General features: G+C 58.5%; 17 protein-coding genes. 10 read left to right on the top strand and 7 right to left on the bottom strand.

Going from position 1 to position 24,298, the window contains the following annotated elements:
• Window position 1: 1 nt before the first annotated feature.
• Window positions 2–1,228 carry a glycosyltransferase gene (locus BN1233_RS24145; RefSeq protein ID WP_425311743.1) on the bottom strand — a complete coding sequence of 409 codons (1,227 nt, stop codon included), beginning with the start codon at window positions 1,226–1,228 and terminating at the stop codon, window positions 2–4.
• A 347-nt stretch (window positions 1,229–1,575) separates the two neighbouring features.
• Between BN1233_RS24145 and BN1233_RS24140 the strand changes: the two genes are divergently transcribed.
• The 5 genes from BN1233_RS24140 (at window position 1,576) to BN1233_RS24120 (ending at window position 9,491) form a co-directional block, all read left to right on the top strand.
• Window positions 1,576–3,483 carry a pectate lyase family protein gene (locus tag BN1233_RS24140; protein ID WP_197094552.1) on the top strand — a complete coding sequence of 636 codons (1,908 nt, stop codon included), beginning with the start codon at window positions 1,576–1,578 and terminating at the stop codon, window positions 3,481–3,483.
• 388 nt (window positions 3,484–3,871) lie between these two features.
• Entirely contained in the window at window positions 3,872–4,744 is an 873-nt protein-coding gene (locus tag BN1233_RS24135; RefSeq protein WP_046866121.1) for a glycosyltransferase family 2 protein, read from the top strand.
• Between the two features lie 46 nt (window positions 4,745–4,790).
• On the top strand, window positions 4,791–6,269 hold the full coding sequence (locus BN1233_RS24130) for a hypothetical protein (protein ID WP_046866120.1): 1,479 nt from the start codon (window positions 4,791–4,793) through the stop codon (window positions 6,267–6,269).
• Between the two features lie 360 nt (window positions 6,270–6,629).
• On the top strand, window positions 6,630–8,021 hold the full coding sequence (locus BN1233_RS24125) for a glutamate-1-semialdehyde 2,1-aminomutase (RefSeq protein ID WP_046866119.1): 1,392 nt from the start codon (window positions 6,630–6,632) through the stop codon (window positions 8,019–8,021).
• 222 nt (window positions 8,022–8,243) lie between these two features.
• The gene (locus tag BN1233_RS24120) at window positions 8,244–9,491 is read left to right on the top strand and encodes a glycoside hydrolase family 140 protein (protein WP_052763903.1); all 1,248 of its coding nucleotides are present in this window, start codon (window positions 8,244–8,246) and stop codon (window positions 9,489–9,491) included.
• Window positions 9,492–9,686: 195 nt separating this feature from the next.
• On the opposite strand, the gene BN1233_RS24115 is transcribed toward BN1233_RS24120, so the two are convergent.
• From BN1233_RS24115 to BN1233_RS24105, 3 genes are all read right to left on the bottom strand, one after another.
• Window positions 9,687–10,778, bottom strand: a complete 1,092-nt coding sequence (locus BN1233_RS24115) for an acyltransferase family protein (protein WP_082145625.1) — start codon at window positions 10,776–10,778, stop codon at window positions 9,687–9,689.
• A gap of 228 nt (window positions 10,779–11,006) precedes the next feature.
• Window positions 11,007–12,344: a polysaccharide pyruvyl transferase family protein gene (locus BN1233_RS24110; RefSeq protein ID WP_147707478.1), complete on the bottom strand. Its 1,338-nt coding sequence runs from the start codon at window positions 12,342–12,344 to the stop codon at window positions 11,007–11,009.
• A complete protein-coding gene (locus tag BN1233_RS24105) occupies window positions 12,317–13,312 on the bottom strand; it encodes a glycosyltransferase family 2 protein (protein WP_046866116.1) in 996 nt (331 codons plus the stop codon). The genes BN1233_RS24110 and BN1233_RS24105 overlap by 28 nt, the downstream gene beginning before the upstream one ends.
• Window positions 13,313–13,819: 507 nt before the next feature.
• Here BN1233_RS24105 and BN1233_RS24095 point away from each other — a divergent pair.
• Window positions 13,820–14,491: a sugar transferase gene (locus BN1233_RS24095; protein WP_046866114.1), complete on the top strand. Its 672-nt coding sequence runs from the start codon at window positions 13,820–13,822 to the stop codon at window positions 14,489–14,491.
• A 44-nt stretch (window positions 14,492–14,535) separates the two neighbouring features.
• Here the strand turns inward: BN1233_RS24095 and BN1233_RS24090 are convergent, their stop codons facing one another.
• A complete protein-coding gene (locus BN1233_RS24090) occupies window positions 14,536–14,799 on the bottom strand; it encodes a hypothetical protein (protein ID WP_046866113.1) in 264 nt (87 codons plus the stop codon).
• Between the two features lie 453 nt (window positions 14,800–15,252).
• Here BN1233_RS24090 and BN1233_RS24085 point away from each other — a divergent pair, with 453 nt between their 5' ends.
• Both BN1233_RS24085 and BN1233_RS24080 read left to right on the top strand, forming a co-directional pair.
• The gene (locus BN1233_RS24085; protein WP_074078344.1) at window positions 15,253–16,464 is read left to right on the top strand and encodes a polysaccharide pyruvyl transferase family protein; all 1,212 of its coding nucleotides are present in this window, start codon (window positions 15,253–15,255) and stop codon (window positions 16,462–16,464) included.
• A 296-nt stretch (window positions 16,465–16,760) separates the two neighbouring features.
• Window positions 16,761–17,840 (top strand): acyltransferase family protein, encoded by a 1,080-nt coding sequence (locus BN1233_RS24080; protein WP_046866112.1) that lies wholly within the window; start codon window positions 16,761–16,763, stop codon window positions 17,838–17,840.
• Window positions 17,841–17,973: 133 nt separating this feature from the next.
• On the opposite strand, the gene BN1233_RS24075 is transcribed toward BN1233_RS24080, so the two are convergent.
• Together BN1233_RS24075 and BN1233_RS24070 are read right to left on the bottom strand one after the other, a co-directional pair.
• A complete protein-coding gene (locus tag BN1233_RS24075; RefSeq protein WP_046866111.1) occupies window positions 17,974–19,167 on the bottom strand; it encodes a coiled-coil domain-containing protein in 1,194 nt (397 codons plus the stop codon).
• Window positions 19,168–19,593: 426 nt separating this feature from the next.
• The gene (locus tag BN1233_RS24070; protein ID WP_074078343.1) at window positions 19,594–20,622 is read right to left on the bottom strand and encodes a glycosyltransferase family 2 protein; all 1,029 of its coding nucleotides are present in this window, start codon (window positions 20,620–20,622) and stop codon (window positions 19,594–19,596) included.
• A 287-nt stretch (window positions 20,623–20,909) separates the two neighbouring features.
• On the opposite strand from BN1233_RS24070, the gene BN1233_RS24065 reads away from it, so the two are divergent.
• The gene (locus BN1233_RS24065) at window positions 20,910–22,430 is read left to right on the top strand and encodes a lipopolysaccharide biosynthesis protein (protein ID WP_046866110.1); all 1,521 of its coding nucleotides are present in this window, start codon (window positions 20,910–20,912) and stop codon (window positions 22,428–22,430) included.
• Between the two features lie 578 nt (window positions 22,431–23,008).
• Window positions 23,009–24,298 carry a class I SAM-dependent methyltransferase gene (locus tag BN1233_RS24060; protein WP_046866222.1) on the top strand — a complete coding sequence of 430 codons (1,290 nt, stop codon included), beginning with the start codon at window positions 23,009–23,011 and terminating at the stop codon, window positions 24,296–24,298.

Here is a 24,298-nt window from a genome sequence, read left to right as displayed (position 1 = left end):
ATCACTGAGCAGGAGGGGAAATTGCGTTTCGTCTGCGGTTAAGCGCAATCGCTTCGTCGAGAGCCTGATTCAGTTCCCGGCGAAACCGCTCCACCGAGAAGCGGACAGCATTCTGGCGGCAGGCTTCCGGGTGGATGCTGCTCTTGCAGCACTCGAAGTGCTCGACCGCTTCTTTCACGGCTTCGACGGTCTGACGCTTGAAGAGGAGACCGGAAGGCCGTTCGACCTCACCAAGAATACGCACGATGTCACGTGCACCACCGCGGCCAAAGGCGATGAGGGGTGTGCCAGAGGCTTGCGCCTCGGCGAGCGTAATTCCAAAGTCTTCGCAGCCTGCAAAAACCATTGCCCGGGCGTGAGCTACGATGCGGAGATATTCGGAACGTGGGAGATGTCCAACGAATGAAATATTGGGTCCGGCCAGTTCACGCAGCCGACGCTCCTGTTGTCCCTCCCCGACGACGACGAGGTGGCGCGACGGCATTCGATTGAAGGCCTGGATGACGAGATCGGTCCTCTTATAGGGAGAAAGGTAGGACGCGGTCACATAATAATCGTCTTTCTGTTGGGCAAACTCGACCTCTTCAATCGGAACCGGAGGAAAGACGGTTCGCGCCGACCTCCCGTAGATCTGTCTGATCCGTGCGCGAACGAAACTCGAATTGGCAAGGATCAGGTCCGGGCCGTGGGCGGTGCGAGCGTCCCATGTCCGAAGCCGGTGCAGAAAATATCGAAAGAGAATTCCTTTGGGCCCGAATCCAAGTCGAGCCTGGTTAAGATAGGAAAACTGCTCGTCCCAGGCGTATCGAACCGGGCTGTGAACGTAACAGAGATGCGGCTGATCCGGTCGCGTCAGCACGCCCCTGGAGAAGGCGGCGGAAGATGAGACTACGAGATCATAATCGGTGACGTCGAATTGCTCTATCAGGGCAGGGCACAGGAAGAACAAACCACGGTAGTATCGCTCCACGAAGGGTATCCGGTTGGCTGGCGAAGTATGGAACGTGACCCCCGGAAAGTGCTCCGCCTTCGTTTCCGGAGACAGAAAGTCGAACAGAGTGAAGACTTCCGTTGCGCCGAACAGCCGGCACATTTCGGCAGCGACGCGTTCTCCGCCCCGAAGCGAGGGAAACCAGTCATGGACGATCGCAAGACGCAAATCGGAAGGGCGGCGCAGGTCGTCATTTCTCACCACGGGCTGAGCGTCTGCTCGCGAGAGGGAGTGCAGAGACGGTGCGACATATTCCCGAAAACGGGTATCCATATGCTACGGATCCGAGCTCAAATCTCACCGCCCATCATTCCCGAACTGGCAATGCTGTAACAATGGCGAAAAGGGAGGATGTCAGGTGTCGCAGATATCCCTGGACTGCCCTTTGGGTGCTATTCCGTTCTCTTGAGGACAGGCTCGGCTCCCAGTTTGCATTGCAACATGCCTGAACCTGTCCGAACTGAGTATATCGCCCTGCCTGATAGTTCGGGAAAGACTCCTGCTAATACGACAGGCGTATCCGGCTGCCGTCCGAATCTGAGCCTCTTGCGGAGGCTGGCCTCTGAGCGCGCCATCGCTACTTTGTGGTCCGGCGCCTGGTGCCTGAACCAGAAACCAGAGCAGATGACCGGCCGCCCGCTACCGCCGGACGTGAAATGAAGGCTCGACTCTTGATTGCTCCGCGCGGGAGACGCTGGAGTCGGTATGAAGCGTCCTCAACGAGACACCTCGCAGCAGAAGAACATCAATGCATCCCTGTGAACAGCCGCAGCACAATCAAGGAGCAGCCAATGGGTGAGACGACGCGCCGGCGGTTCCTAGACCACGCCCGTTACTCCCTTGCAGTTGCGCCCTTGCTCGCTCTCGACTTTGGACCGGCTCAAGCTCAACCGGCCACGGGCGAGCCCGGCCACAGTATGGTGGCCGGGGGAGGCAGGATAACAGCGGAAGAATTCGGCGCCGTCGGCGACGCGGTCAGGGACGACCGGCCAGCTATACAAGCTGCAATCGACGCGCTTGAGGCGGCAGGCGGCGGGATCCTCCTCCTTGCCAACAAGAGATACCGGATCGACGGTGCCATCGAGGTCGATCCCACGAGAGTTTCGATCAGCGGAGCCCGGTCGATCCTGGACTGCCGGCATGCACCGGCCGGAAGTGCTGCCATCGTCGTGCGCTCAAAGCAGCAGGGCGCGCAGTACGAGCAAGGGACCCAATTCATCGAAGGCATCATGATCGAGGGGGGCGGCGCGCGGACTGACCTGACCGGGATCTCCCTTCAAACGAGCGTACCGAATTTCTCGAGCCGTCTCGTCCTCCGCAACCTGGTCATCAAGGATGTTGCCGTCGGCGTTGACTTCGGCGCGCGGACCTATCTCTGCCAATGCTACAGCCTTCAGATCTATAGTGTTCGGACAGGCATTGTCTTCACTTCGAACGAAGATGCCGGAGAGAACATATCATTCTACGGATGTTCGATCTTCAACTCAGACCTAGCCCTGGAGAACCGGTCGGGAGCATATGCCAACTTCATCGGCTGCTCATTCGACTATTGCCGGCAATGGTTCCTGGGAACGGGGCTAAACCAGTTCTCGAGTTGCTGGTTCGAAAAGCATCGACCCGAAGGAGCCGAAGACTACCCGTTCGATCTAATTACCGGCGAAATTGCTATCTTTGGTGGAGGTATCCAGATCTCGGGCATCAATTTCGCCGAGGGAAACCGGAACCGCTACATGTTCATGATCAGAGACCGGCTCGCGCGCGTGATTTTGAATGGCACCTCGGCCTGGAACTGGCGTACGGCGACCGACGAACTCGCCGGCGGAGCCGGATCGATAACAGTTCGGGGATTGGGAGGGGGCGGTAACAAGTTTGTCCCGGTCGCCCTCAAGGATGATCGTCGTCACAATGTATTCGGACCTGCTGGCGAGTTTGAGCAGTCGGCTATCCGGCTCCCCTGTTGGATCGAGGCCGATGGAGCGACACGAGTCAGCGCGCATGAGCTGGCATGGCGTAACGGTAGCGCGACTTATGCAAAGAGCTCCGCCTCGATCGCTACCGACATCGTACGCTCCGGCAAGAGCAGCCTACGAATTAGAAAGGGGATCGGCCCCGGTACTCCGTTCTCTTTCAATATCGCGAGCCCGATTGCGCCAGGCGAAGGGTTCGGGCTCCGCCTGTGGTACCGCCTCGGTGTGAAGCCTGGGGGGCCGTTCTGGTTCCAGATCTTCTTCTCGCAATTCGTCAGTACCGACGAGTTCGGCGTCCCCCGTATTGGCAGCGAGCAGTTCTGGGGGGAGATTGAAGTGCAGCCGAAGGATGCAAATACCGAGTGGCGCAGGATTTCCTTCAATTCTCACAATATTGACGAGACATCCGATGCTTTGGGGATAGCGCCTGCCTGGGCGACACATGTGCGGCTCCATATCGGTATGGCATCATTTGCAGGCGAAACGGATTTGTGGATCGATGATATCGGCGGATGGCGGTTCTGAGTGCCTGCAACGAGGCTGCCGATACGGACGCGTGTCGGAGGTGAAGCAATTTACCCGTCGACGGATGTTCTCCTGGATTGCTTCACTGCGTTCGCAATAACGGTGAGGGCATGAGGACGAGAGCGGACACTCGGACATTTGGAGGCAAGCATACGACTTTCGAGGCCTCTACGATCGTCTGTAGGACTTGCAAGAGGCTGGTCGCTCACGAGGGGATAGCCGTTTACCCCGACCTTTCAGACTCAAGAGGATGCTTCAAGGCCGCTGTTTTCACATTAGTCTTGCCGTAGGTGTCGTGGCGTCAAGCGCGTCTCTGAGCGCGGGAAGGTCGGTTAGACGGCTGGACGGCTGGGCTTGAGCAGGCGAGCCGTGCCATAGCGGGGTAAGAATGAAGCTCGCAGTCATTGTTCCAACGCATGGGCGGAGGGAACTGGTCCTTGATTTCTTGCGGCATCTCGAGAAACAGCACAGGCTACCGGACGAGGTCATCATTTCTGCGCCGGACGAGAGCCATATTCCGCCTTACCGATCAGAGCGGATGCAAGTCACCCATGTCTTTGGACGGCGAGGGCTTGCCGCTCAGCGGAACCAGGCGCTGCACCAAGCCCTGGACCACTTCGACATCATCACATTCTTCGATGACGACTTCCTGCCGGCGCCGGATTATCTGGACGTCTTGCTGAACGCCTTCAAGGAAAATAGCGACTACTCCGTCATCATGGGAAGTGTAGCCGCGGATGGAGCGAGAGGAACTGGCCTTTCGTTCCAGGAGGGCCTCTCGGCTCTTCAGACCTCCCACCGCATGCGGCCGGCCAGGGTATCGGTCATCGAGCATCCGGGGGCTTATGGCTGCAACATGTCCTTCCGATCCAAGCAGGTAGGAACTCTCCGCTTCGACGAGAGGCTGGCTTTGTACGGCTGGCAGGAGGATATCGACTTTACGAGTCAACTGCGTCGGCACGGGCGGATCGTCCAATTGAGCAACCTCGTCGGCGTGCACCTCGGAATCAAGAGCGGGAAGGTGAGCGGGGTGCGGTTCGGCTACTCGCAAGTCGTCAATCCCATATACCTCATTCGGAAGGGCACGATGGGAGTACGATTCGGTGTCAACCTGATCGGCCGCAATCTGATCGCAAACCTTGCGCGGAGCTTCAAGCCGGAGCCGTATATCGACCGGCGGGGGCGGCTGCAGGGGAACATCCTCGGCATCTGCCACGTCATGACAGGGCGCATCGAACCCGAGCACATCCTGAAGCTCTGATCGAGAGCAGGCACCGGAAAACGGCGAACTTCACGGGAGTTGCAGAATGGAAGCGTCCATCGCCGGAGCCATGGTTTGCCTGGGCCTGGTGCTGCTCGGCCTTTTCTTGCGTGCTCCACTGATCGTGCCGCTCTTTGCATCCCTCGCGTTCGGATCCACGGCGATTGTCAATTTGACCTCACTCGGAGGATCATCTCCGCTCATCTATACGCTTTTCGCTGCAATCCTGCTCGTATCGCTGGTCATGAGGCGCCAATTCCTGGCGGATCTCGGACGCGTCTTCGTCCGATACCAGGCCTCGCTCCTGGTTTGCGGGCTTTCCGCATATGTCTGCCTGGGCGCCATCGTCTTCCCAAGGCTCTTCGCCGGAGAAACGAGCGCGCTCGTCGCCACGAGAACTCCGGATCGGGCTGGAGCCGTGGTCGAAGTTCCCTTGGCTCCGACCGGTGGAAATATCACACAAACCGGATACTTCCTGCTCGGCGCCCTGGTGTTCTTCGCGGCAAGCATTCTGCTCCTTCGCCGCGAGCATGTCCGGAGCTTCCGTGTTGGATATATCGTCTGGGCCGGCATGCACGGCGTCCTCGGTCTCATCGATTTCCTGAGCAAGACGCTCGGAGCGGGAGATGTCCTGCTGCCCATCCGAACTGCGAGCTACTCTATGTTGACCGACGTGGAACACGGCGGATTTGCGAGAATCGTCGGAGGATATTCCGAAGCCTCCGCATTTGGCGGCGTGACGCTGGCATGCGCGGTCTATGCCTTTGCCGATTGGAGGGTCAGTCGCTCGCGCCCCATGCTCGTGCTCTCAGCGCTCCTGCTTTTCCTGGTTGTGCTGTCGACGTCCTCCACGGCGTACGGTGCGCTCGCCGTCGTCATGGCCGTAGTTAGCTTTTCGGTGCTCCGCTCGGTTCTCACCGACAAGATTTCGGTCAGCGATATCGCCATGGTGGCCGGGCTGTTTGCCGCTATCGGAGTAGCGCTTGCAATCTACCTCTATGACAGCAGGATCTTCGATCCTCTCGTTACGCTCTTCGAAGTGACCATATCCAACAAGGCAGCGTCCGACTCGGCCCTCGAGCGCTCGTACTGGAACGAGGTGAGCCTCCGATCGGCCCTGGATACAGACCTCCTCGGGATCGGACTCGGGAGCTCGCGGGCTTCGAGCTTCGTCATCGCTGTCATTTCCCAGCTCGGGCTTGCCGGGTGCCTCCTGATTGTAGCTCTGATCTACGTTCTGACCCGCAAGATCCCCAAACCGAACCGGGTTGCAGCCGACCGGGAAGTGCTTTCCCTGCATGATGGGGCCCGGGCGGCGGCGATGTGCGGACTGGTCACAGGCTCAATCGCGAGCGGAACCGCGGATCCCGGGATGATGTTCTTTGTAGCTCTGGCGGCTACTTTGGCATGCCGTCGCTTCGTGGAGGAGGATGCCGCAGTTGCGAGAGGCTCGCTTTTGCGCAGTACACAGCCCACCCGCTCATCCGATCCATGGCCGATCCAGCCTGCCGCACTTCCGACGTGAGACATGCATCGGCTCGTGATCCCGTCGCGCGCAAGGCTGATGGCCTTTCGCCGCCGGCGACCGAGAGACGACCCATCTTCGCGATGTCGTGGAGATGCTGGACACTCGGCCCTGATCTTACCACTTTTGGGAAGAACTCTCGTTCGTTTTGCAGGAGCGAACGTCCACTGGAACTGCCATAACCTGTCGCTAGCGATGTTGGCTGGCGCTGCAATCCGGTAAGGCCGAGGACAGGGCCGGCCGGACGCAGCATTGAGACCCGACATGGCACCTGAACGATGCTGATATCATGTAGCCTTTGCCTTCCCGAGCTGCCCTGCCGTTCCCACGGATCCGATCTCTAGTCTCCAGGAGCATTACGTGAGCCCATCCGGTCAGAAATTCGAAAACTCTCACCGCTTGAGAGATATAGCACATCGCCTGATCCCAGGAGGCTGTCACACCTACGCGAAGGGCGATGATCAGTATCCAGTGCTCGCACCCGGATTTATCGCCCGTGGCCTCGGAAGTCACGTCTGGGACGCCGACGGCAACGAGTATATCGAATACGGGATGGGCAATCGAGCTGTTGGCTTAGGGCACGCCTATCCTCCCGTCGTTCAAGCAGCGGTGCAAGCACTGGCTACGGGCTGTAATTTCACCCGCCCGAACCCCATCGAAGTGGAATGCGCCGAACAGTTCCTGCGCCTCATCGACGGCGCCGAAATGGTCAAGTTCTGCAAGGATGGCTCGGATGCCACCTCCGGAGCGGTGCGGCTCGCTCGGGCCTATACCGGTCGGGATCTCATCGCATGCTGCGGCGATCATCCCTTCTTCTCTGTCGACGACTGGTTCATCGGCACGACAGCCATGAATGCCGGAATACCGGAGGCGACGCGGAAATTGACGCTGACTTTCCGGTATAACGATATCGAAAGCGTGCGAGCTCTCTTCGAGCAGCATCCGGGGCAGATCGCTGCCGTCATATTGGAGCCTGCACGAACGGAGGATCCCAAGGACAATTTCCTTCAGGAGCTGCAGCGCCTGTGCCATGCCGAGGGGGCGCTCTTCATACTGGACGAAATGATTACAGGGTTCCGGTGGCACAAGAGCGGCGCACAAAAGTTCTACGACATCGTTCCCGATCTGTCGACCTTCGGAAAGGCAATTGCGAACGGCTTCTCGGTGTCGGCTCTCGCGGGAAAACGGGAATTCATGAGGTTAGGCGGGCTAGATCACTTCGATAAGCCGCGAGTCTTTCTCCTCTCGACAACGCATGGTGCCGAGACACACGCATTGGCTGCGGCGATCGCATCGATGCAGATCTATCAGCGTGAACCCGTCATCGAGCATTTGCATCGGCAAGGCTCGAGACTCGCAATGCAGCTCGATCAGGTGGTAAGGCGGCATGATCTCGGCAGCTGGTTCAAGATCATCGGGCGACCCTGCTGCCTGCTCTATGGGACCTTGGATCAGAACGGCAAGCCCTCACAGACCTTCCGGACATTGTTTCTCCAAGAGATCATCAGGCGTGGCGTGCTCGCGCCATCGCTCGTCGTGAGCTACTCGCATACGGACGAAGACATCGAACGGACAGTCGATGCCGTAGATGGCGCGCTGGCGGTCTATCGCCAGGCCCTTGAGCACGGGGTCGAGAAGTACTTGGTTGGGCGGCCGACGGAGGGTGTCTACCGTCACTACAATCGGCCATCGGAGGTCTTGGCTTCGCCGCCTACGGATGGAGTGTATCGATCTGCAGCAGCGACACGTTAGTAGGTCACGACCATGGAGCGTCAATTTGAACTCGCCCGGAAGTTCGGGACCGGCGGGTTGACAGCCCTATCGATCGTCCTTGGGCTTGTCTTCACGGGCGGAGCACTTGCACGTGAAGGTGGCACCTCGAGCAATGTGGCTTCGACTGTTGTTCGTGTCAGGCCTGATAGCGTTAGCAGTGGCGTGGACATGATTTCTCCCGCCGTGGCAGAGCAAAAGCCCATGTTTCCTCTCGCGATCCGACCAGGTGAGCGCTACCTCGTCGATTCGGCCGGCAAGCCGTTTCTCATCCAGGGCGATACGGCTTGGTCCCTGATTGGAGATCTTACGCGCGAGGAGGTCGAGCATTATCTCGAGGATAGACGGCTCCGTGGTTTCAACACACTGCTGGTCAATCTCATCGAGAACCGATTCTCCAAACAGGCGCCTGCAAACGCCTATGGAGAGCGCCCATTTCTGATCGACGGTGACTTTGCAACACCGAACGAGGCTTATTTCGCCCATGCGGAGTGGATCCTGCGTCGGGCTGCGGAAAAGGGGCTCGTGGTCCTCCTCGCACCCGCGTATCTTGGCAATGGCGGAGGGAGTGAGGGCTGGTACAAGGAGATGAAGCATAGTGGTGCCGCCAAGCTCAAGGAATATGGGCGGTATCTTGGTCGACGGTTCGGAAGCATGCCGAACATCATCTGGGTGCACGGCGGAGACTATAATCCTCCAGACAAGAGTCTGGTGAGAGCCATCGTGGATGGAATTCGCGAATTCGATCCTGACGCCCTCCACACGGCCCACGCTGCGCCGGGAAATGCCGCTCTCGATTACTGGGCAGGGGAGGCGTGGCTGCGGATCAGCAATGTGTATACGTACGAGTCGGTCCGGGAGGCGGCCTCAGGTCAATACGCTCGGCCCGAGGGCCTGCCATTCTTCCTGATCGAGAGTGCCTACGAAAACGAGCACGGTGCAACGGAGCACCGCCTTCGTGTCCAGGCCTATCAAGCCCTGCTGTCGGGAGCAGCGGGCCAAATCTTTGGGAACAACCCGATCTGGCATTTCGGAGGACCCGGCCTCTATCCTGCCCCAACAGATTGGCAGGGGGCCCTCGGCAGCCGCGGAGCCCAGAGCATGACTCATCTGCGGGAATTGTTTGCGGCCCTGCCCTGGTGGAAACTACAGCCCGGCAGCAGGCTACTGGTCGATGGCGCAGGACGCGGCGATGAGCACGTCGCGGCCGCGCGCGCGGCGGATGGATCCTTTGCAATCGTCTATCTCCCGACGATCCGCCACGTCACGATCGACGTGAGCAAGCTCACGGGTCCTCACATCACCGCACGCTGGTTCGATCCGAGCAGCGGCCGTTTCTCCGATGCCTCGGGTTCACGTCTCTCCACCGAGGGACTCGAGGGCTTCCGACCAACAGGGCGGAATGATGCCAATCTGGGAGACTGGGTTCTGGTCCTGACCTCTCATCCCTGAGGTACGGATGCAACAGCGGTGGGACAGGATGATGTCGTAACAGCGGGAGCGGCCCGCGACCTGCCTCAAGGCTCCTTCCAGCACTCGACCGAGATGGCCGAAACGGGTGCGCGAGCAGCGATGAGTGCCAGTAGCAAGAGTTTTGCTACAGAAGAGCCGGGCAGGAGAGCAGATTCCCGATAACGGCGCCTTTTTTTAGCGGGCCTCTTCCGGAAGAGTCGCGGGTCGATCAATCCTGCGAGAAGCAGGAGATCGCACCAGTGCCTGCAAAGGCCGCTCGATTGATAAATGTGTCAGCAGACCGACCGCGACAGCGGTAACGATGACGAGCAGAATCACGGGAGGCTGCGAAACTTCAGCAAGCCCAGTGCTCTTCAGGAGCTTGGCATACGCGATCATCACGAAGATATGGGTCAGATAGATCGAGTAGGAGGCATCACCCAGCAGAGCTGCGAATTGCATGCCTCTCCGTCGAGACTCCTTTAATGACAAGAAGCTTGCCAGGACAAATACCGCTGGGAGTCCCCACGCGATCACACGCACTGGGGATGATAGCCCGCCAGTCGTGTCATGTGGGACCAGGGCCGGCGCGGCGGCGAGTGCGCTGAAAGCGATCGGAAACCATACGAAGCTTATCGGAGCCCATTCTCCGCGCGCTTCGAAGTCCCATGCCAGGAACAGCCCAAAGCAGAATTCAAGTGCGATCGGATCGGAGACAAAACGGCCGATGTCACCAGCAGGCATCAGTGGACCAAGCATCATCAGGATCACGATAGCCAGAGAGGTGGCCAATACGGACGTCCCTCGTGATCCGAACATCAATGTAGAGGCAAAGATGGCGTAGAAATAGATCTCATAGCTCAGCGTCCAGGAGACGCCAATAAGGGCATCGCTGTCGGGTATGAGAAGTAGTGATTTCAGAACAGTATCAGTGCCGAAGCTCTTGGAGCTCATGAAGCCGACCACTCCCAGGCCCAGCATAACCAGGCATACCGTCCAGTAGAGTGGGAAAATACGCAGAACACGCTTACGCAGGAAGGTTCCCGGGGCGAGCGGCGTCCGGGCGGGCGGAAAGCTCACATAAAGCATGATGAAGCCGCTGATCACGAAAAAGATATCAACCCCGGACGCACCCGATGTGATCAGCCAGTCCGGACTCCGGGAGCCGACATGAGCCCCCAGTGACTCCTCCAGTGTATGATGCACCACAACGGCAGAGGCGGCGATTCCACGAAGGATCTGCACGCCGAAGAGGTCGCGGCTGCCTCCCACGCTGCAATGTGCCACGTGTCTTCTTTCTCTTGCGGTTTCTAGGGTCTAAACTCGATTGATTCCTGTGAAGAGGGAAGCGGCACAAAGTTCGTAAGGGAGCTACCCAAATCGGGCGGGCGAATGCCGTCGAAGACCTGCACCGCTCGTCCCCCAGGAGGGCCTCCAAGCAGCACTCAGTTGGGTCGGGCTGGCAATGCCGAATGGTGACGCCGAGTCGGCGGCATAGTTGCCAAAACCTTTTGCTTAAAGAAAGTTCGCGAGCAGAACGGAATTTTGCATCTCGAGCCTGTCGGCGTAGACAGTAATCATGGTTCGGACGGTCTGCTCGTACTCCTTGCGCTGAGACACAAGCTCCAAAAACTGCTCATAAAGGAGGTCTAAATTCAGCTTCTCGATATGCTGGCAGAACTGGCCAAGTCCCATATCTGCGAGCAGAACGTCGTTCTTCTGAGCATAACCGAGCGATATGGTTGGCCGACCGAGCTTCAGAGCGCAGACCACATTATGAAATCTCGTTGCAACGACGACGTCCGTATCCGCTACGTGACGCAGCAAGTCCTGAAGTGAGGCAGCAGGCTCCACGACGATCCGATGGTCAGCAAAATCCGGACGCACATTGCTAATGGCCTGCCGGATGTCACTGACGGCGCGCCCATCAGAGGTTTCTCCTGTGAGAATCCGGACGCGGTTTCCCCGGTCAAGAAGCCAGATGATGAAGCGCGTGATCTTATCGACGTAGGCCGAGTAAATCGAGCCACCGCTATCCGCGAAATTGTACCAGCCGGAATAGCTCATGACGCCGACGCCAACCGTAAGGACCTCGGCCTCCGACTTCTTAGCCGCAAGCTGCGGGGAGGGTAGACTAAAGGCGATATCAGGGTAGATCTGGTCTCGACTGACGTCGAGTCCCGTGCCCGCCATGTATTCCTTCGAGATCGAATCACGGTAGGATCGATATTGTGCCAGCCTCGCGGCAGACGTCATGAGCCAGCGGCTCACCGGATGATTGATCGGTCCTGCCCCGATGCTGACGAACGCGATCTCGGTGCCGGTCAGCCGCGCGGCAGCGCACCACTTCAAGAGATGATAGGGCATTCCCCATGGCCGCTCGCCGAAGTCGTCCAGAATGCCTGTGCCTGGGACAATCAGGAGATCAATATTCCATGCACGCCGAATCGTCGCGAAAAGATCGAGGAATTTACCGGGCAATTTGAACAAGGACGCACGCGCTCCACCGGATCGGTGGCCCGGCGAGGGCGACCAGTCGATGGGCAGCGCCTCGACATCATGATTGCGTCGAACGAGCTCGACATCGGCACAGATGCAGACGATCTCCGCGTCAGGTCTGACCTGCCGCAGAAATTCTAGCATCGCCTCGAGGGAGCCATCGTTGCCGAGGTTTCCGCACCCGAAGAGGCCGAACAAGCCGACCCGTGTCGGTGGTTTCCGCCTCTCCGACCTGCGGAACAGAAGTTCCCGGATCTTCTGCACTGGACGCTTGCCCGATAATGAGCGTTCTAGAACCCCATTCGACGCTGCGGTCGCGCTTGCGCCTAGAGGCGTCCCGTCTGTTGCTTCCATCCAAATGTCTCCGCGCCAATGTCCGCTATTCGACTCATCGGACGGTCCATGCGCAGCAGCCAACCAATTGGTGGAAGAAATCCGCCCATCGGGCGTCGCGTCCGAGAAAATTCGAAAAGCTCGAGTCCGGCGCGGCCGTAGCCGCGACAGACGTGTGATATTGCTGACCAGTAAGCGTGCTCTCCGAGACCTCGCCGAGCATCCTGGAGCAGGCACGCTGCGCCCTGAAGAGAGCGCCCTTCTCGTGAAAAGAAGCTCACGAAAGCTGCTTCACGCTCCTGGAAATCGCGGACCTGATGTGCGGTCTGAAACTGCACAGACATCTGCGATCCATGCACCCGCCGAAGAGCTTGAACCGAAGCCGTCTGGGCGACGCTACCTTCAGATGCGAGGCGCAGCCACATTTCGAGATCATCGGTATAGGGAAGTTCGGGTCGATAATAACCTACTCGCTTCTGAGCCGACGTCCGTCGAACGACAGTGGGGGCGCCGACATTGTTCACCGGCGTACGGCACAAGTTCCTGATGAACTCCGCCCCGGTCTGAATCTCCCAGCCGGAGCCGGTCGCCGGGACGTCGGGTAGCCCGTCGTCCAGTGAAAAGCGGACCTCGACGCCATGCGTGAAGCTGATCTCCGGATGGTCCTCCATGATCGAGACCGCACGGGAAAGACAACCGGGCGCAAGCAGATCGTCAGCATCCAGGAGGAGAAAATAATCGGCCGAAGCCCAGGCAATTCCCTCGTTGTATGAGACGTGTGGCCCAAGATTTGTCGGATGGGCCAGGACTTCAACCCGGCGATCCTCGGAGGCGACCTGCCGGGCGACCTCCAGGCTGTCGTCAGGGGAGGCGTTGTCGATAATTATCACACGGAGGTCGTCAATGCCCTGGCTCAGTACGCTTTCTACACAGCCACGCAAAAAACGTCCGTACTGATAGCACGGTATCGCCACGTCAACGCCGGGCATATAGAATTCCTTTTGTGCCTCAGGGCAAGGTATCTCGCCCAGGGGCAGGATCGAGAGTCAGGCAATCCAGCCGTCGACGCCCTCTCCTGGGGCGGAAATCGGCGCTCCAGGATTGTCGGGGGATGTCGCGAGCAGCAAAAGGCCTACGAAGGAAGTATTGTCATTTGTCGGCAGTGCCCCCTGGTCCTCCTTAATCCTGATCTTGCCAGACCTTTTCTCCCTTCGCGAGGCTGAGCATTCGCTCGCGACTGTTGTCCGCAGCACGAGTAGCCCGATCGGCGGATGCAAGCTCAGCCTCAATGCCATGCTCCCCGGAAACACGATCTCCATTAACGTCATGAGTGGCTGGATTAGTGTGGGCTGGCGCGCCATCAGAAGTCAGGATCACGGCTTTGGACCGATCAAGCGACGAGTTCAGAGCTCTTTCCCGAGCGTCGGCGTGGAATGCCTCCGGTCCTGCCCGATCTGGGACGGAACATTTTTCTGGTGCCGGCTGGGGAATGCAGAATGAGGTCAGCGCTCGCGGAGAAGATTGTCACAACCGAGGGGAGAGAGCATCGTGCCCCACTTGGTGGGGGACTCAAGAGAGCCCTCGACATCATCGTAGCCCTGCTCGCGCTCGCCTTTCTCTCGCCGGTGATGATGTTTGTTGCCCTTGCGATCAAGCTAACGATGGGCGGGCCCGTCATCTATGCTCATCGTCGCGTGGGGCATAATGGCATCCCGTTCCAATGCTATAAGTTCAGGACCATGATTCAGAGCTCGGAAGAGTTCATGCGGAGTTATCTGGCCGCCAATCCCGATGCTGCGCAGGAGTGGGCGGCCACGCGAAAGCTCAAGAAGGATCCGCGCGTGACTTTCCTCGGGAATGTACTGAGGCGTTCCAGCTTGGACGAACTCCCCCAGTTCATCAATGTTCTCCGAGGGGAAATGAGTTGTGTCGGGCCCAGGCCCGTCGTTGACGACGAGCTGAAATTCTATGGTACGAACGCGTCGCAGTACCTCCAGGCTCGTCCGGGCTTGACGGGAGCATGGCAGGTGAGCGGGCGGAGCAATACGACCTACGATGAGCGAGTGGCGATGGATTGCCAGTATGTCCGTGAATGGTCCTTGTGGACCGACATCGTCATTCTGGTAAAAACGATTCCGGCTGCAGTTGCCTTGCGAGGAAGCTGCTAACGGCTCCCTCTCGGGACCGGAGGAGCGTGGAACTCCCATCCGCGTCAGTGCCCGTCGGTCTCCTTCTTGCGAGCCTCCTCCATGCGGGCGTGTGTGGCAACCGAGAAACCGGCAAAATATGCCAGCTGGAGCGCCACGAGAAACACGACCATGAAAACGACGCTCGTGCCGATTGACTGTCCTGCAGCGAGGCCCAGGCCAATATTCGAGGGAACTGCTAGGAAGGTCGCGGCAATGAGGACGGGCGCGCGACAGCACAGGCCAAGCAAAAATCCGATCGTAAGATGGCCGGCCAAGAGCCAGAGCACGTTCGTGCACCTCGAATGGTCCCGGTCGACGATGCCTTGCTCCGAGACGCCGTCTCACAACCGTGAGAATGCCATTGACGACGCATCACGCAGAGTAGTCATGCCAGGAAGCGGCGATCGCCCACTCCTGTTGGTGGAGCATAGCGAAGTCGATTCCTCACCTGCAAGGCCAATCTCTACGATCGGGACGCGCCGCCTGCAAGGGTGGAGTTCGTTCCCTCCTGCCGAACGAGCCGTTGTGCGTGTCGGCAAGGATAAGCTTGATGATGCTTCTGCGGGGCTCGTCAGCAGAAGCGCTGCAGAGGACTCACTCTCAAGTGAGGCCCGCCCGGGAGCATGCGTCTCGGCGAGGAGCCGGGCTAACCGTCAGGCCGGGAGAGGGGTCTCTCCCAGGGTCCGACGTAATCTCGAATTGGGCTCGATGTGATCACATATTTCGATGGGGTAAGGGTCATGCAGGAAACGCGAACAAGAATCGGGCTCTTCGGAATGTTCGGGAGCGGTAACTTCGGGAACGACGGATCGCTCGAGGCAATGCTCCTCTTCTTGAGGCATGTCAGGCCAGATGCGGAACTCGTCTGCTTCTGTGTCGACCCGGAAGTGGTGCAGGCTACTTACAGGGTTTCGGCCGTTCCCATTGGTTCTTTAGGGTCGGCCAGCCGCACACTTCGACTGATGGATAAATTGCTGTTGTCGGTGCCACATCGCCTCGTCAACCTGGTTCGAGCGTTTTGGCACGTGCGCCGCCTCGACGTCATGATCATTCCTGGGACGGGCATCCTTGACGACTTTGCGACAGGTCCATTCGGAGCGCCCTATGCCCTCTTCAGATGGTGTCTCGCAGCGAGGCTCTGCGGCACCAGGATCGGATTCGTGAGTATAGGTGCCGGCCCCATCCATCATCCTCTCAGCCGGTGGTTCATGAAATCCGCGCTCCGGATGGCTCATTACAGGTCATACCGTGACAGGATCTCGCGGGATTTCATGCAGGGCATCGGCTTCGACGCGAGCTGCGATCCGGTCTACCCCGATATTGCGAGCAAGCTTCCGTCTCCCCCGGTTCCGGAGCGGCGAGGCTGCTGTGAGCACCCCGTCACGGTTGGAATCGGGGTCATGGCTTATTACGGCTGGCGGAACGATGCGCAACGTGGTGCATCCCTTTATCAAGACTACCTCAACAAGCTCGCCAGTTTCTGCCTCTGGCTCTTCGAGCAGGGGCATCGCGTGCGGATCCTGATGGGTGAGACGACGGACCAGCGCGCAGTGGACGATCTCCTTGACGCGATCTCGGTCGAGCATCCTACCCTCGAAGAAAACCGGATCGATGCTGAACCGGCCAATTCGCTCCACGACCTAATGCGTCAGATGGCTGAAACGGACGTGGTTGTCGCCACCCGCTTTCACAACGTGGTTTGCGCGTTGAAGCTCGGGAGGCCCACTGTCTCGATCGGTTATGCGAGAAAGAACGAGGTTCTACTCTCGGAAGCTGGTCTCGGGGAATTCTGCCAGACCGTAGAGAACCTGGACGTGGACCGGCTGAAAAGGCAGTTCAATACCCTGCTGCTCAACCGGGAGCATTATGAGCACGCGATCCAAGAAACGAACCATGCCCGTGAAGCGAACCTCCGCCTTCAGGATGCAAAGCTGATTTCTGAACTCCTCTAGATGTGCTTGGGCCATTGACCTGTGCCCGGCAAGGTCCCGCTCCCGTAAGATATGATGACCTAGCAAGAGACGCGGGAGATCGGCTGCATGGATGCTGTGCCAATCGGTGCAGATTTCTCATCCGCATGGGGATGCGTGGTGAGCCGATCGGACCGCGTGGTACATGGATCTGATCCCGAGTCCAACCTAAAGGACGGTGTTCCTCGACTCTATCTTGTGCTCTTAAAGTGCGCGACCACGAAGGCCTCGCTGGATATTCCGAGAGGCTCGGCCGTGGCAACATAGTGAAAGAAAGGATGATGTTCTCGAACATTCAGGTCCTTCAAGCGGCGGCAGCTTACTCCGTGGTTGGGCTCCATCTCGTCGATTCGTGGAACAACTACACAGGTGCACATTTTGGATACAGCATCGATTTTCCAGGAGGCTTCAACGGCCTTTTCTTTGTCATCAGTGGCTTTGTGAATGCCGAAGCGACGAGAAACCGCGCCACAAAACCTCTAGAATTCATCCGCAAACGACTTGTTCGTATCATTCCGTTGTACTGGGCGCTGAGCGTCGCGATATTCATCACCACACTCTTCGGGCTGAAAACACTCGGCATCGAGACGCCCGACCTGCGCCGCCTTATTCTCTCACTGTTTTTCCTGCCGACATTCGAAAATGGTGTGCTTGTCAGTCCAACTCTCTTTGTCGGGTGGACATTGAACTTTCAGGTGCCGTTCTACTTGCTCTTCGGATTGGCCCTGTCTTTCGAACGATATGTGTGCAAGGAAATCACATTATCGGCCTGTATTACTGTCCTCTATATACTGAGCATGATCATAAAGCGGCCTGAACTGGGATATTATTTGGATGAGCTCCTGTTGGGATTCGTGCTTGGACTGTTGATATCGCGCCTTCACTGCGGATGCCCGTCCTTTCTCGAAAGGATAAGACTGGAAATCTTTGTCACTTGCCTGGCGATTGGATCCGTATTCTTGGTAGGAACCGCTCTCATTTCGACTGGCGTCCTTTTGCAGCATCAGCACGCCTTCATTGCCATTGCAGGCGCAATGATGGTGTTTGGAGCGGTAGGGCTCGAAGCAAAAGGGATGGTCATGAGAAGAAAAGTTGTTCTGTTGCAGGGTGCTGCAAGCTATTCGATTTTTCTCGTTCACCCATTGATCCTTCAGTTCGCTGGCAAGGCGATGATTCTGACGGGCCTCAATGTGACCATACCCGGCACACTGATCGGCTATGGAGTGACGCTAGCGTTAGTCAGCATTACCGGGACGGCAATTCATCTTTACATCGAGCGGCCGGTCAGCGAGGCGCTTCGGCCCAAACCATCGTCCGCGCCTCTCTCGAAGTTTTCCGGATTGCGGCGGCGAGCTTAGGACGTAGTTCACTCTGATGAGCTGTTACACTGCTGGCAGGCAGTCATTTGCTTCATTGCGAGATTGATCAAACGATCCCAGGTCGGTGCGGCCGTTGTCGCGTTCGACTCGTGCCCCACAAGCGATGTCAGTTCTACCGATCTAGCTGAGAAGCGTCAGAACCTGATTGCCTTTTGTGCGGCGTTGGCGCTTGGTCCTGACGCCAAGTGCGCACATGTTCAAAGGCCCGGAGCAGGAGCGCTCGGCTGTTATTCCTGGACTCCTCGGGTGGCAAATTTCCGCTCTTCGATGCCTCAAGTTCCTGGCGAGCTGAAGCAAGTTCCCGAGCGAGCCCGTCAGCCCTACTCCGCTCCTGATCGAGAATCAGTTTCTGTGTTCTCGTTCTCTCGAGTTCCTGGCGCATCGCGGCCAGCTCCTGAGTGAGGGCGTCCGCTCGTGCTCGATGCTGAGCGAGTGCGCTGCTCATCAGGGCTGTTCTCTGCTCTGTTACCCGCGCACGAGCAGTATCTGCATTGGCAGCCGATACGCTCAAGCCGGCACCTTGCTGCGTTGCTGTCTCGTTTGCCTGTCGGGCTTCGGTAAGTGCCTGGGCCAGGGCATCTGCACGCGCGCGTTCGCGTTCGAGAGTGGTTCTGTGTTCGAGAATGCGCTCCTCATCGATCCTTCTAGCTTCGATGAGTGATGTCTCGATTTGAGAGCTCCGTTGATTCGACGCCTCAAGTTCTCGCCGCGCGGCAGCCAGCTCGTGGGCAAGAGTGACGACCTGCGCATGTACTTGCCTGAGAGCTGCTTCCTGTGCCTGGCTCAGGTCCGAAGCAGCGTTCGCCTTGACGAGTGCGTAATCATGCTCTTCGGATTGCCCAGCGACAGAATTATCGACGACCGCTTTTGGGTCGGATCTCGCCTGCTCCTGATGGGCTAGTCGCAAAGATTGGAGAAAAGCAACGAGACTAGGATCGTCGAGCCGGTCCAGCATGAGGCTCGCGAGTGTCCCCACCTCCACCGCCGAGACAAGCAGGAGCTCCGCCGAATTCGAGTCTCGCGCGAGAAGCCGCGCTTCCAGGCGAGCAGCCAGTTCCCTGCTCTCAGGGGATGAAGTCAGCGGGCCGAGCAGAACCGACCAGTCGCGTTCGGGGGTGCCAGGGTGACCCTGGATTTGAGTTCCGGCGTTAGTAGATTGCCCAGTCTGCCCGCCTGGTTCGGCAATGACGTTAGATTCGGTGCCCTGACGTCGGACTTCCGAGCTGATGCTATACCCGGCCTCGGTTCGAGGGCGATCCTGGTCGCTATCTGTGGTGCCCGCCTCAGGCGAAACCGAGCTCAGCATTGCGACTGCCAGTACTGCAGCTGAAATGGGAGCCCGATCCCACTTACCACCTGCCGACGCCAATCTTGCCGATGTCAATTCCCTGACTGAATCCACTTTGTTGGAGGTATTGGCGGTCGCGCACTCTGAAAGACACCTGCTTTCCATATATAGTCTCACCAGTGTCCCGCTTTAACGGACCTGCCGAATGCAACGCCATACCGGGTTTGTTGCGAAAGGCAGGTGGGAAATTGATGGCGAAACATCACCCCCAATTTGCGACATTTTCTTGTCCTGAACTCAAGGATTCCCGCAAGCAGCTATTGATCTGCTTGGGTCGAACGCGACGTCATTCACGTGAGGCATCTTGACGTCTTCACCGTCTCAGGGACGGTATCATGCCCAGTCCAGCCCCCCGGACGGTCCCGATCCGGCCAGGAATTCGTATCAGGAGCTTGAAGCCTTGGAGGCACGAGTGCTGTGAGTCGGTTGGAGGGCGATTCCTTCGGAAAGGGCAAAACCGGCAAGATTAGCCGGACCTCGAGTCGATTCCTTGAATCGGAGCAGATAGCCGAAAGGAGGGATAAGTGCTGTCTTAGGATCAAGTTGGAAGGCCAGCTTCAGGAGCGCCAATGAGCTTTCCCTGCCACGAACCAGGTCCTTGATGCCGCACCAATAGGCGCGCTCGGCTATGCTGCGGGCGCCGAGTCGGCGCAGGCGCTCCGCTTGCGGGAGAGCGCTTCCTTCTTGTGAGAAGAAGCTCTGGATCGCAGCTAATCGCTCCAGGAGATCCCGCGTCCGTTCCTCGAGATAATAATCCGTCCTGTTCGACCCGTGCATGCGCTTGATGCCCTGAATTGCAGGCGTGTACGCGACTGAGCCAAGGAGAGCGAGCCGCAGCAGCATCTCGAAATCGTCCGTGTGAGGAAGTTCCGCTCGATATTGCCCCGCCTGCTTTTGCGCCGAGGTTCGGACAAGAACCATCCCGGCCGCAATATATTGCTCCGGGGCTCGGCAGCGATTCCCGATGAAGCGCTCGCCGGGCGAGATCACCCAGCCGGCCTCGTCGTCAAGGAAGTCGGAAAATCTTGGGAGCTGATCTCCCGCGCAATGCACATCATTGCCGTAGGCGAAGCTGACATCCCTATTCTGTTCCATGATCGAAACAGCTCGCTTCAAGGATCCAGGCGCGAGAAGGTCATCGGCGCAAAGCACCATGAAATACTCGGAGGACGCCCAGTCCACGCCAGCGTTGAAAGAGGCATGCGGACCCTGGTTGATCTCACGCGCGAGAATTTCGATTCTGTCATCTTCCGCCGCGAGCCGTCGAGCAACCTCCAAAGTGTTGTCGGAGGATGCGTTATCGATAATGAGAATCCGGACGTCTCTGATGCCCTGCGAGAGCACACTTTCCACGCACTCACGAAGAAACCGCCCATATTGGTAGCATGGGATTGCAATATCGACGCTAGGCATCTCGGAAGGCCCACTGCTGCAGATGCAATACTCTACCGAGCTTCGTCATGGCTAACACTGCGCCCATCGACGTATGCAGATTGGCCGCCCTACTCCGATTGTAGAGTTCAGTCGTAACTTTCGTGAGAGGAGCAATGTAGATGCGTGAGATATAGGCTGTTCTGTGAGTAGAATGTGGAGTGTCTCTGTCTTTCTCACCCTTCCCCAGTTCTGAGCCGGTGGGTATCGGAACGCGAGGAAGTGGGCGGTTGGGGTCGGGGCATGACCGAGTTGACGTCCGAGGGAGTATGACAGGGATCAGACGCGCTCTCCTGTGGAGCACTGCGGACAAGTATTTCAATCTTGTCGTCAATTTCGCATCTCTCGCGATCATTTCGCGCCTTTTGACGCCCGAGGAAATCGGTGTCTCAGCTGTCGGGACTGCGATCATTGCCTTCGCGCTGGCACTCCGGGAGTTTGCCAGCACGGGTTTTTTGATCCAACACAGGAGTCTCACCCGCAGGGATGTTCAGACGTCGTTTACGATTCTGTTCGCGCTGACGTTCATTATTGCCGCCGCACTCGTGGCTTTGTCGCCGTGGATGGCTGCCTTCTTCGGAGAGCCGAATCTCTCCCGGTTCGTGGGAGTGCTTTCGGTTGCGATCGTCATCGAGACGATCGGTCTGCCCATCACTGCGCTTTTGCGCCGCGAGATGGCTTTCGGGCGATTGGCGGCGATCAACATATCGGTCGCGGCGGTCTGTGCGCCGCTGTCGATTGTCCTGGCCGCAATCGGCTTCAGCTATATGAGCACGGCCTGGGCCTGGCTTGCCGCCACGACGATGACGACAGTTCTATCGTTGTGCATTCGACCCGACTTCTGGATTTTCCGGCCGTCTCTGAGGGCTTGGCGTAGCGTGCTCGCGTTTGGCACGTTCGGGGGAGCGAATACCGTCCTGATCTGGCTCAACGAGACCCTGCCGCAACTGGTGCTCGGTCGGATTCTGCCGCTCGGAGTGGTCGGCCTTTACAATCGGGCGCTCTTGATCTGTTCGATGCCCGATAAGGTCGTCCTCAATGGAGTCAGCTCCGTGGCGACCCCGGCCCTTGCAGCCGAGGTCCGCCACGGGCGCTGTATCAAGCAGGCCTATCTTCAGTCGCTCGGGTTCATCACCGTTATCCATTGGCCAGCACTGATCGTTCTACTCCTTCTGGCTGGGCCAGTAGTTGAGATCGTCCTCGGATCGCAGTGGCTCACCATTGTCCCCGTCGTCCAGCTCCTGGCGATCGCGAGTCTCTTCCGGTTTCCCTCAATCCTCACGTCCTCGGTGCTCATTGCTGTCGGAGCGGTCAATCTCACGTTGCGGGCAAGCCTGATTTCATTGCCGATCTCCGCCCTCGTCCTGTGCTTGGCGAGCCCGTTCGGGGTTGTGGCCATGGCTGCGACGCAGCTCGTTACCGTGCCGTTCCAAACGCTTGTGGCCATTCACTTCATCCGGCGGCACGTGCCTTTTGGGTGGCGTGAACTCGTCGCCGCACTCCGGCAGAGTGCATTCGTCACGGCCTGCAGCGCCGCCGGGCCCGCAGTGGTCATCGCTCTTGGTGGCTTCCGGTTCGACCTGTCGCTCTCCGAGGCTCTTGCTGCCGTTCTGATCTCCGCGGCAGGATGGCTCTTGGGCATCTGGCTCGCTCAGCATCCTGCCTTAGCGGAGCTGCAGAGAATTCTCCGGCTTGCCGCGGAAAATGCAGTCGGCCAGCGACTGATCAGTGGCATTCTGCGCCGTCCCGGACGGCGAGGGGCAGTCAATACCGCCGATCTCAATTTGTGACCCTCATTCGGGGTGACCCGGTGCAGAGCCAGGACAGGAATTGCCGCCGCCGTTGGGGTTCGGGCTGGCTCGCCCCCTAGGCATGCGCATCCGACTAATCGTGCCGAGGAGTTCAATCTCACGACCGGGCAACTGACGGGAATCCGCCGGAGGCCGGCGGGCCAGGAGAGAGCCGGATCACCAATCTGGCCGATGCCAGGACCAGCGAATCCGCGCTGTGCCAGACCCTGTCTCGTGGCGGCAGGGATCAACAGCCGATTCGTCCAGCCCATTCTCGCGAGACCCGACGCGCTTGGGCGAATTTCCGTCTCCCTAGAAAAGTCGGACTTGTTTGCGCAGAAGCTCCGCTAATTTCTTATCCCGACGGATGAGGAGACAGCTTTCCGAGCGCAGTACCTCACCCGAGGGCGTAGAGATCCTGGCGGTGACCTCCTCCTGCTTCATCCTCTGTCCGCCGCAATGGCAGGATGCCGGACGGAGGCGGGGCGACTAGTGTCACGGTTGGATCTGCAGACTGTTGCCTGAGCAGGCTCTGACATGCCGATCGGACAACCACCGCGAATATGCAGGTGAAAAACGTGAATATTAGAGCCAGTGATCTTCCTCACAGTACCAATCTTCGTCTGACTGCACACTGCCGCCTATGCGGCGAAGGGCTCAAGCACAGTTTCGTCGACCTCGGGATGTCGCCGCTTTGCGAGAGCTTTCTGCTTCCCGAGCAGCTCGACTCGATGGAGCCATACTTCCCGCTCCATGTTCTCGTATGCGATCGCTGCCTCCTCGTGCAGCTCAAGGAATATGTCAGCCCCGATAACATCTTCTCGGAATATGCCTACTTCTCGTCATTTTCGACGAGCTGGGTCGCGCATGCCAAGGCGTATTGCGAGATGATCACGAAGCGGCTTCGGCTCGGGCCAGAAAGTCTCGTGGTCGAGCTGGCATGCAACGACGGATATCTGCTGCAGCACTTTCTGCCTCTCGGCGTGCCGGTGCTTGGCATTGAGCCAGCGGCCAATGTCGCCAAGTCTGCCATCGAGAAAGGCATTCCGACGCAAGTGGACTTCTTCGGAGTGCGCGTCGCGGAGGAGCTCGTGGCCTCCGGGAAGAGGGCCGATCTGATCGTCGGCAACAACGTTCTGGCTCATGTCCCCGACCTGAACGATTTCGTCGGAGGGATGGTCCGGCTTCTCAAGCCGGAAGGGGTGATCACACTGGAGTTCCCGCACCTCGAGCGCCTGATCGCGGAGAACCAGTTCGACACGATTTATCACGAGCACTTTTCTTACTTCTCGTTCGTGACCATCGAGCATATGGCCGCGCTGCACGGTCTGAAGCTCATCGATGTCGAAGAAATTCCGACCCATGGCGGCTCGTTGCGCATCTACCTTGCCCATCAGGCCTCGAGCCATGTTCCTGCGCAGAGCGTCGCGGATCTTCTCGATCGTGAAGAGCGGCTCGGCTATCGCGACATAGCGGCCTATACTACCTTCGCCGAGCAGGTGAAGCGGACAAAGCGCAAGCTGCTGTCCTTCCTGATCGCTGCTAAGGATGAAGGCAAGACGATCTGTGGCTATGGTGCGCCCGGCAAGGGCAACACGCTCCTGAACTATTGCGGGATCGGCCCGGACTTTCTGGAGTTCACGGTCGACCGCAACCCCTACAAGCACGGCCGCTTCACCCCGGGCATGCACATCCCGATCTGCCCGGTCGAAGCGATCGATACCTTCAAGCCCGACTACGTTCTGATCCTCCCGTGGAACCTCAAGACGGAGATCGTGCAGCAGATGCGCCATATCCGCGATTGGGGTGGGAAGTTCATCGTGCCCATCCCGGAGGTCACGGTCCTCGATCCAGAGGAGTCCTTGTGA

Source organism: Microvirga massiliensis, from assembly GCF_001006805.1.
Lineage (GTDB): Bacteria > Pseudomonadota > Alphaproteobacteria > Rhizobiales > Beijerinckiaceae > Microvirga > Microvirga massiliensis.
Note: the sequence above shows the minus strand (reverse complement) of the source record. Positions and strands in the feature narration are given on the sequence as shown.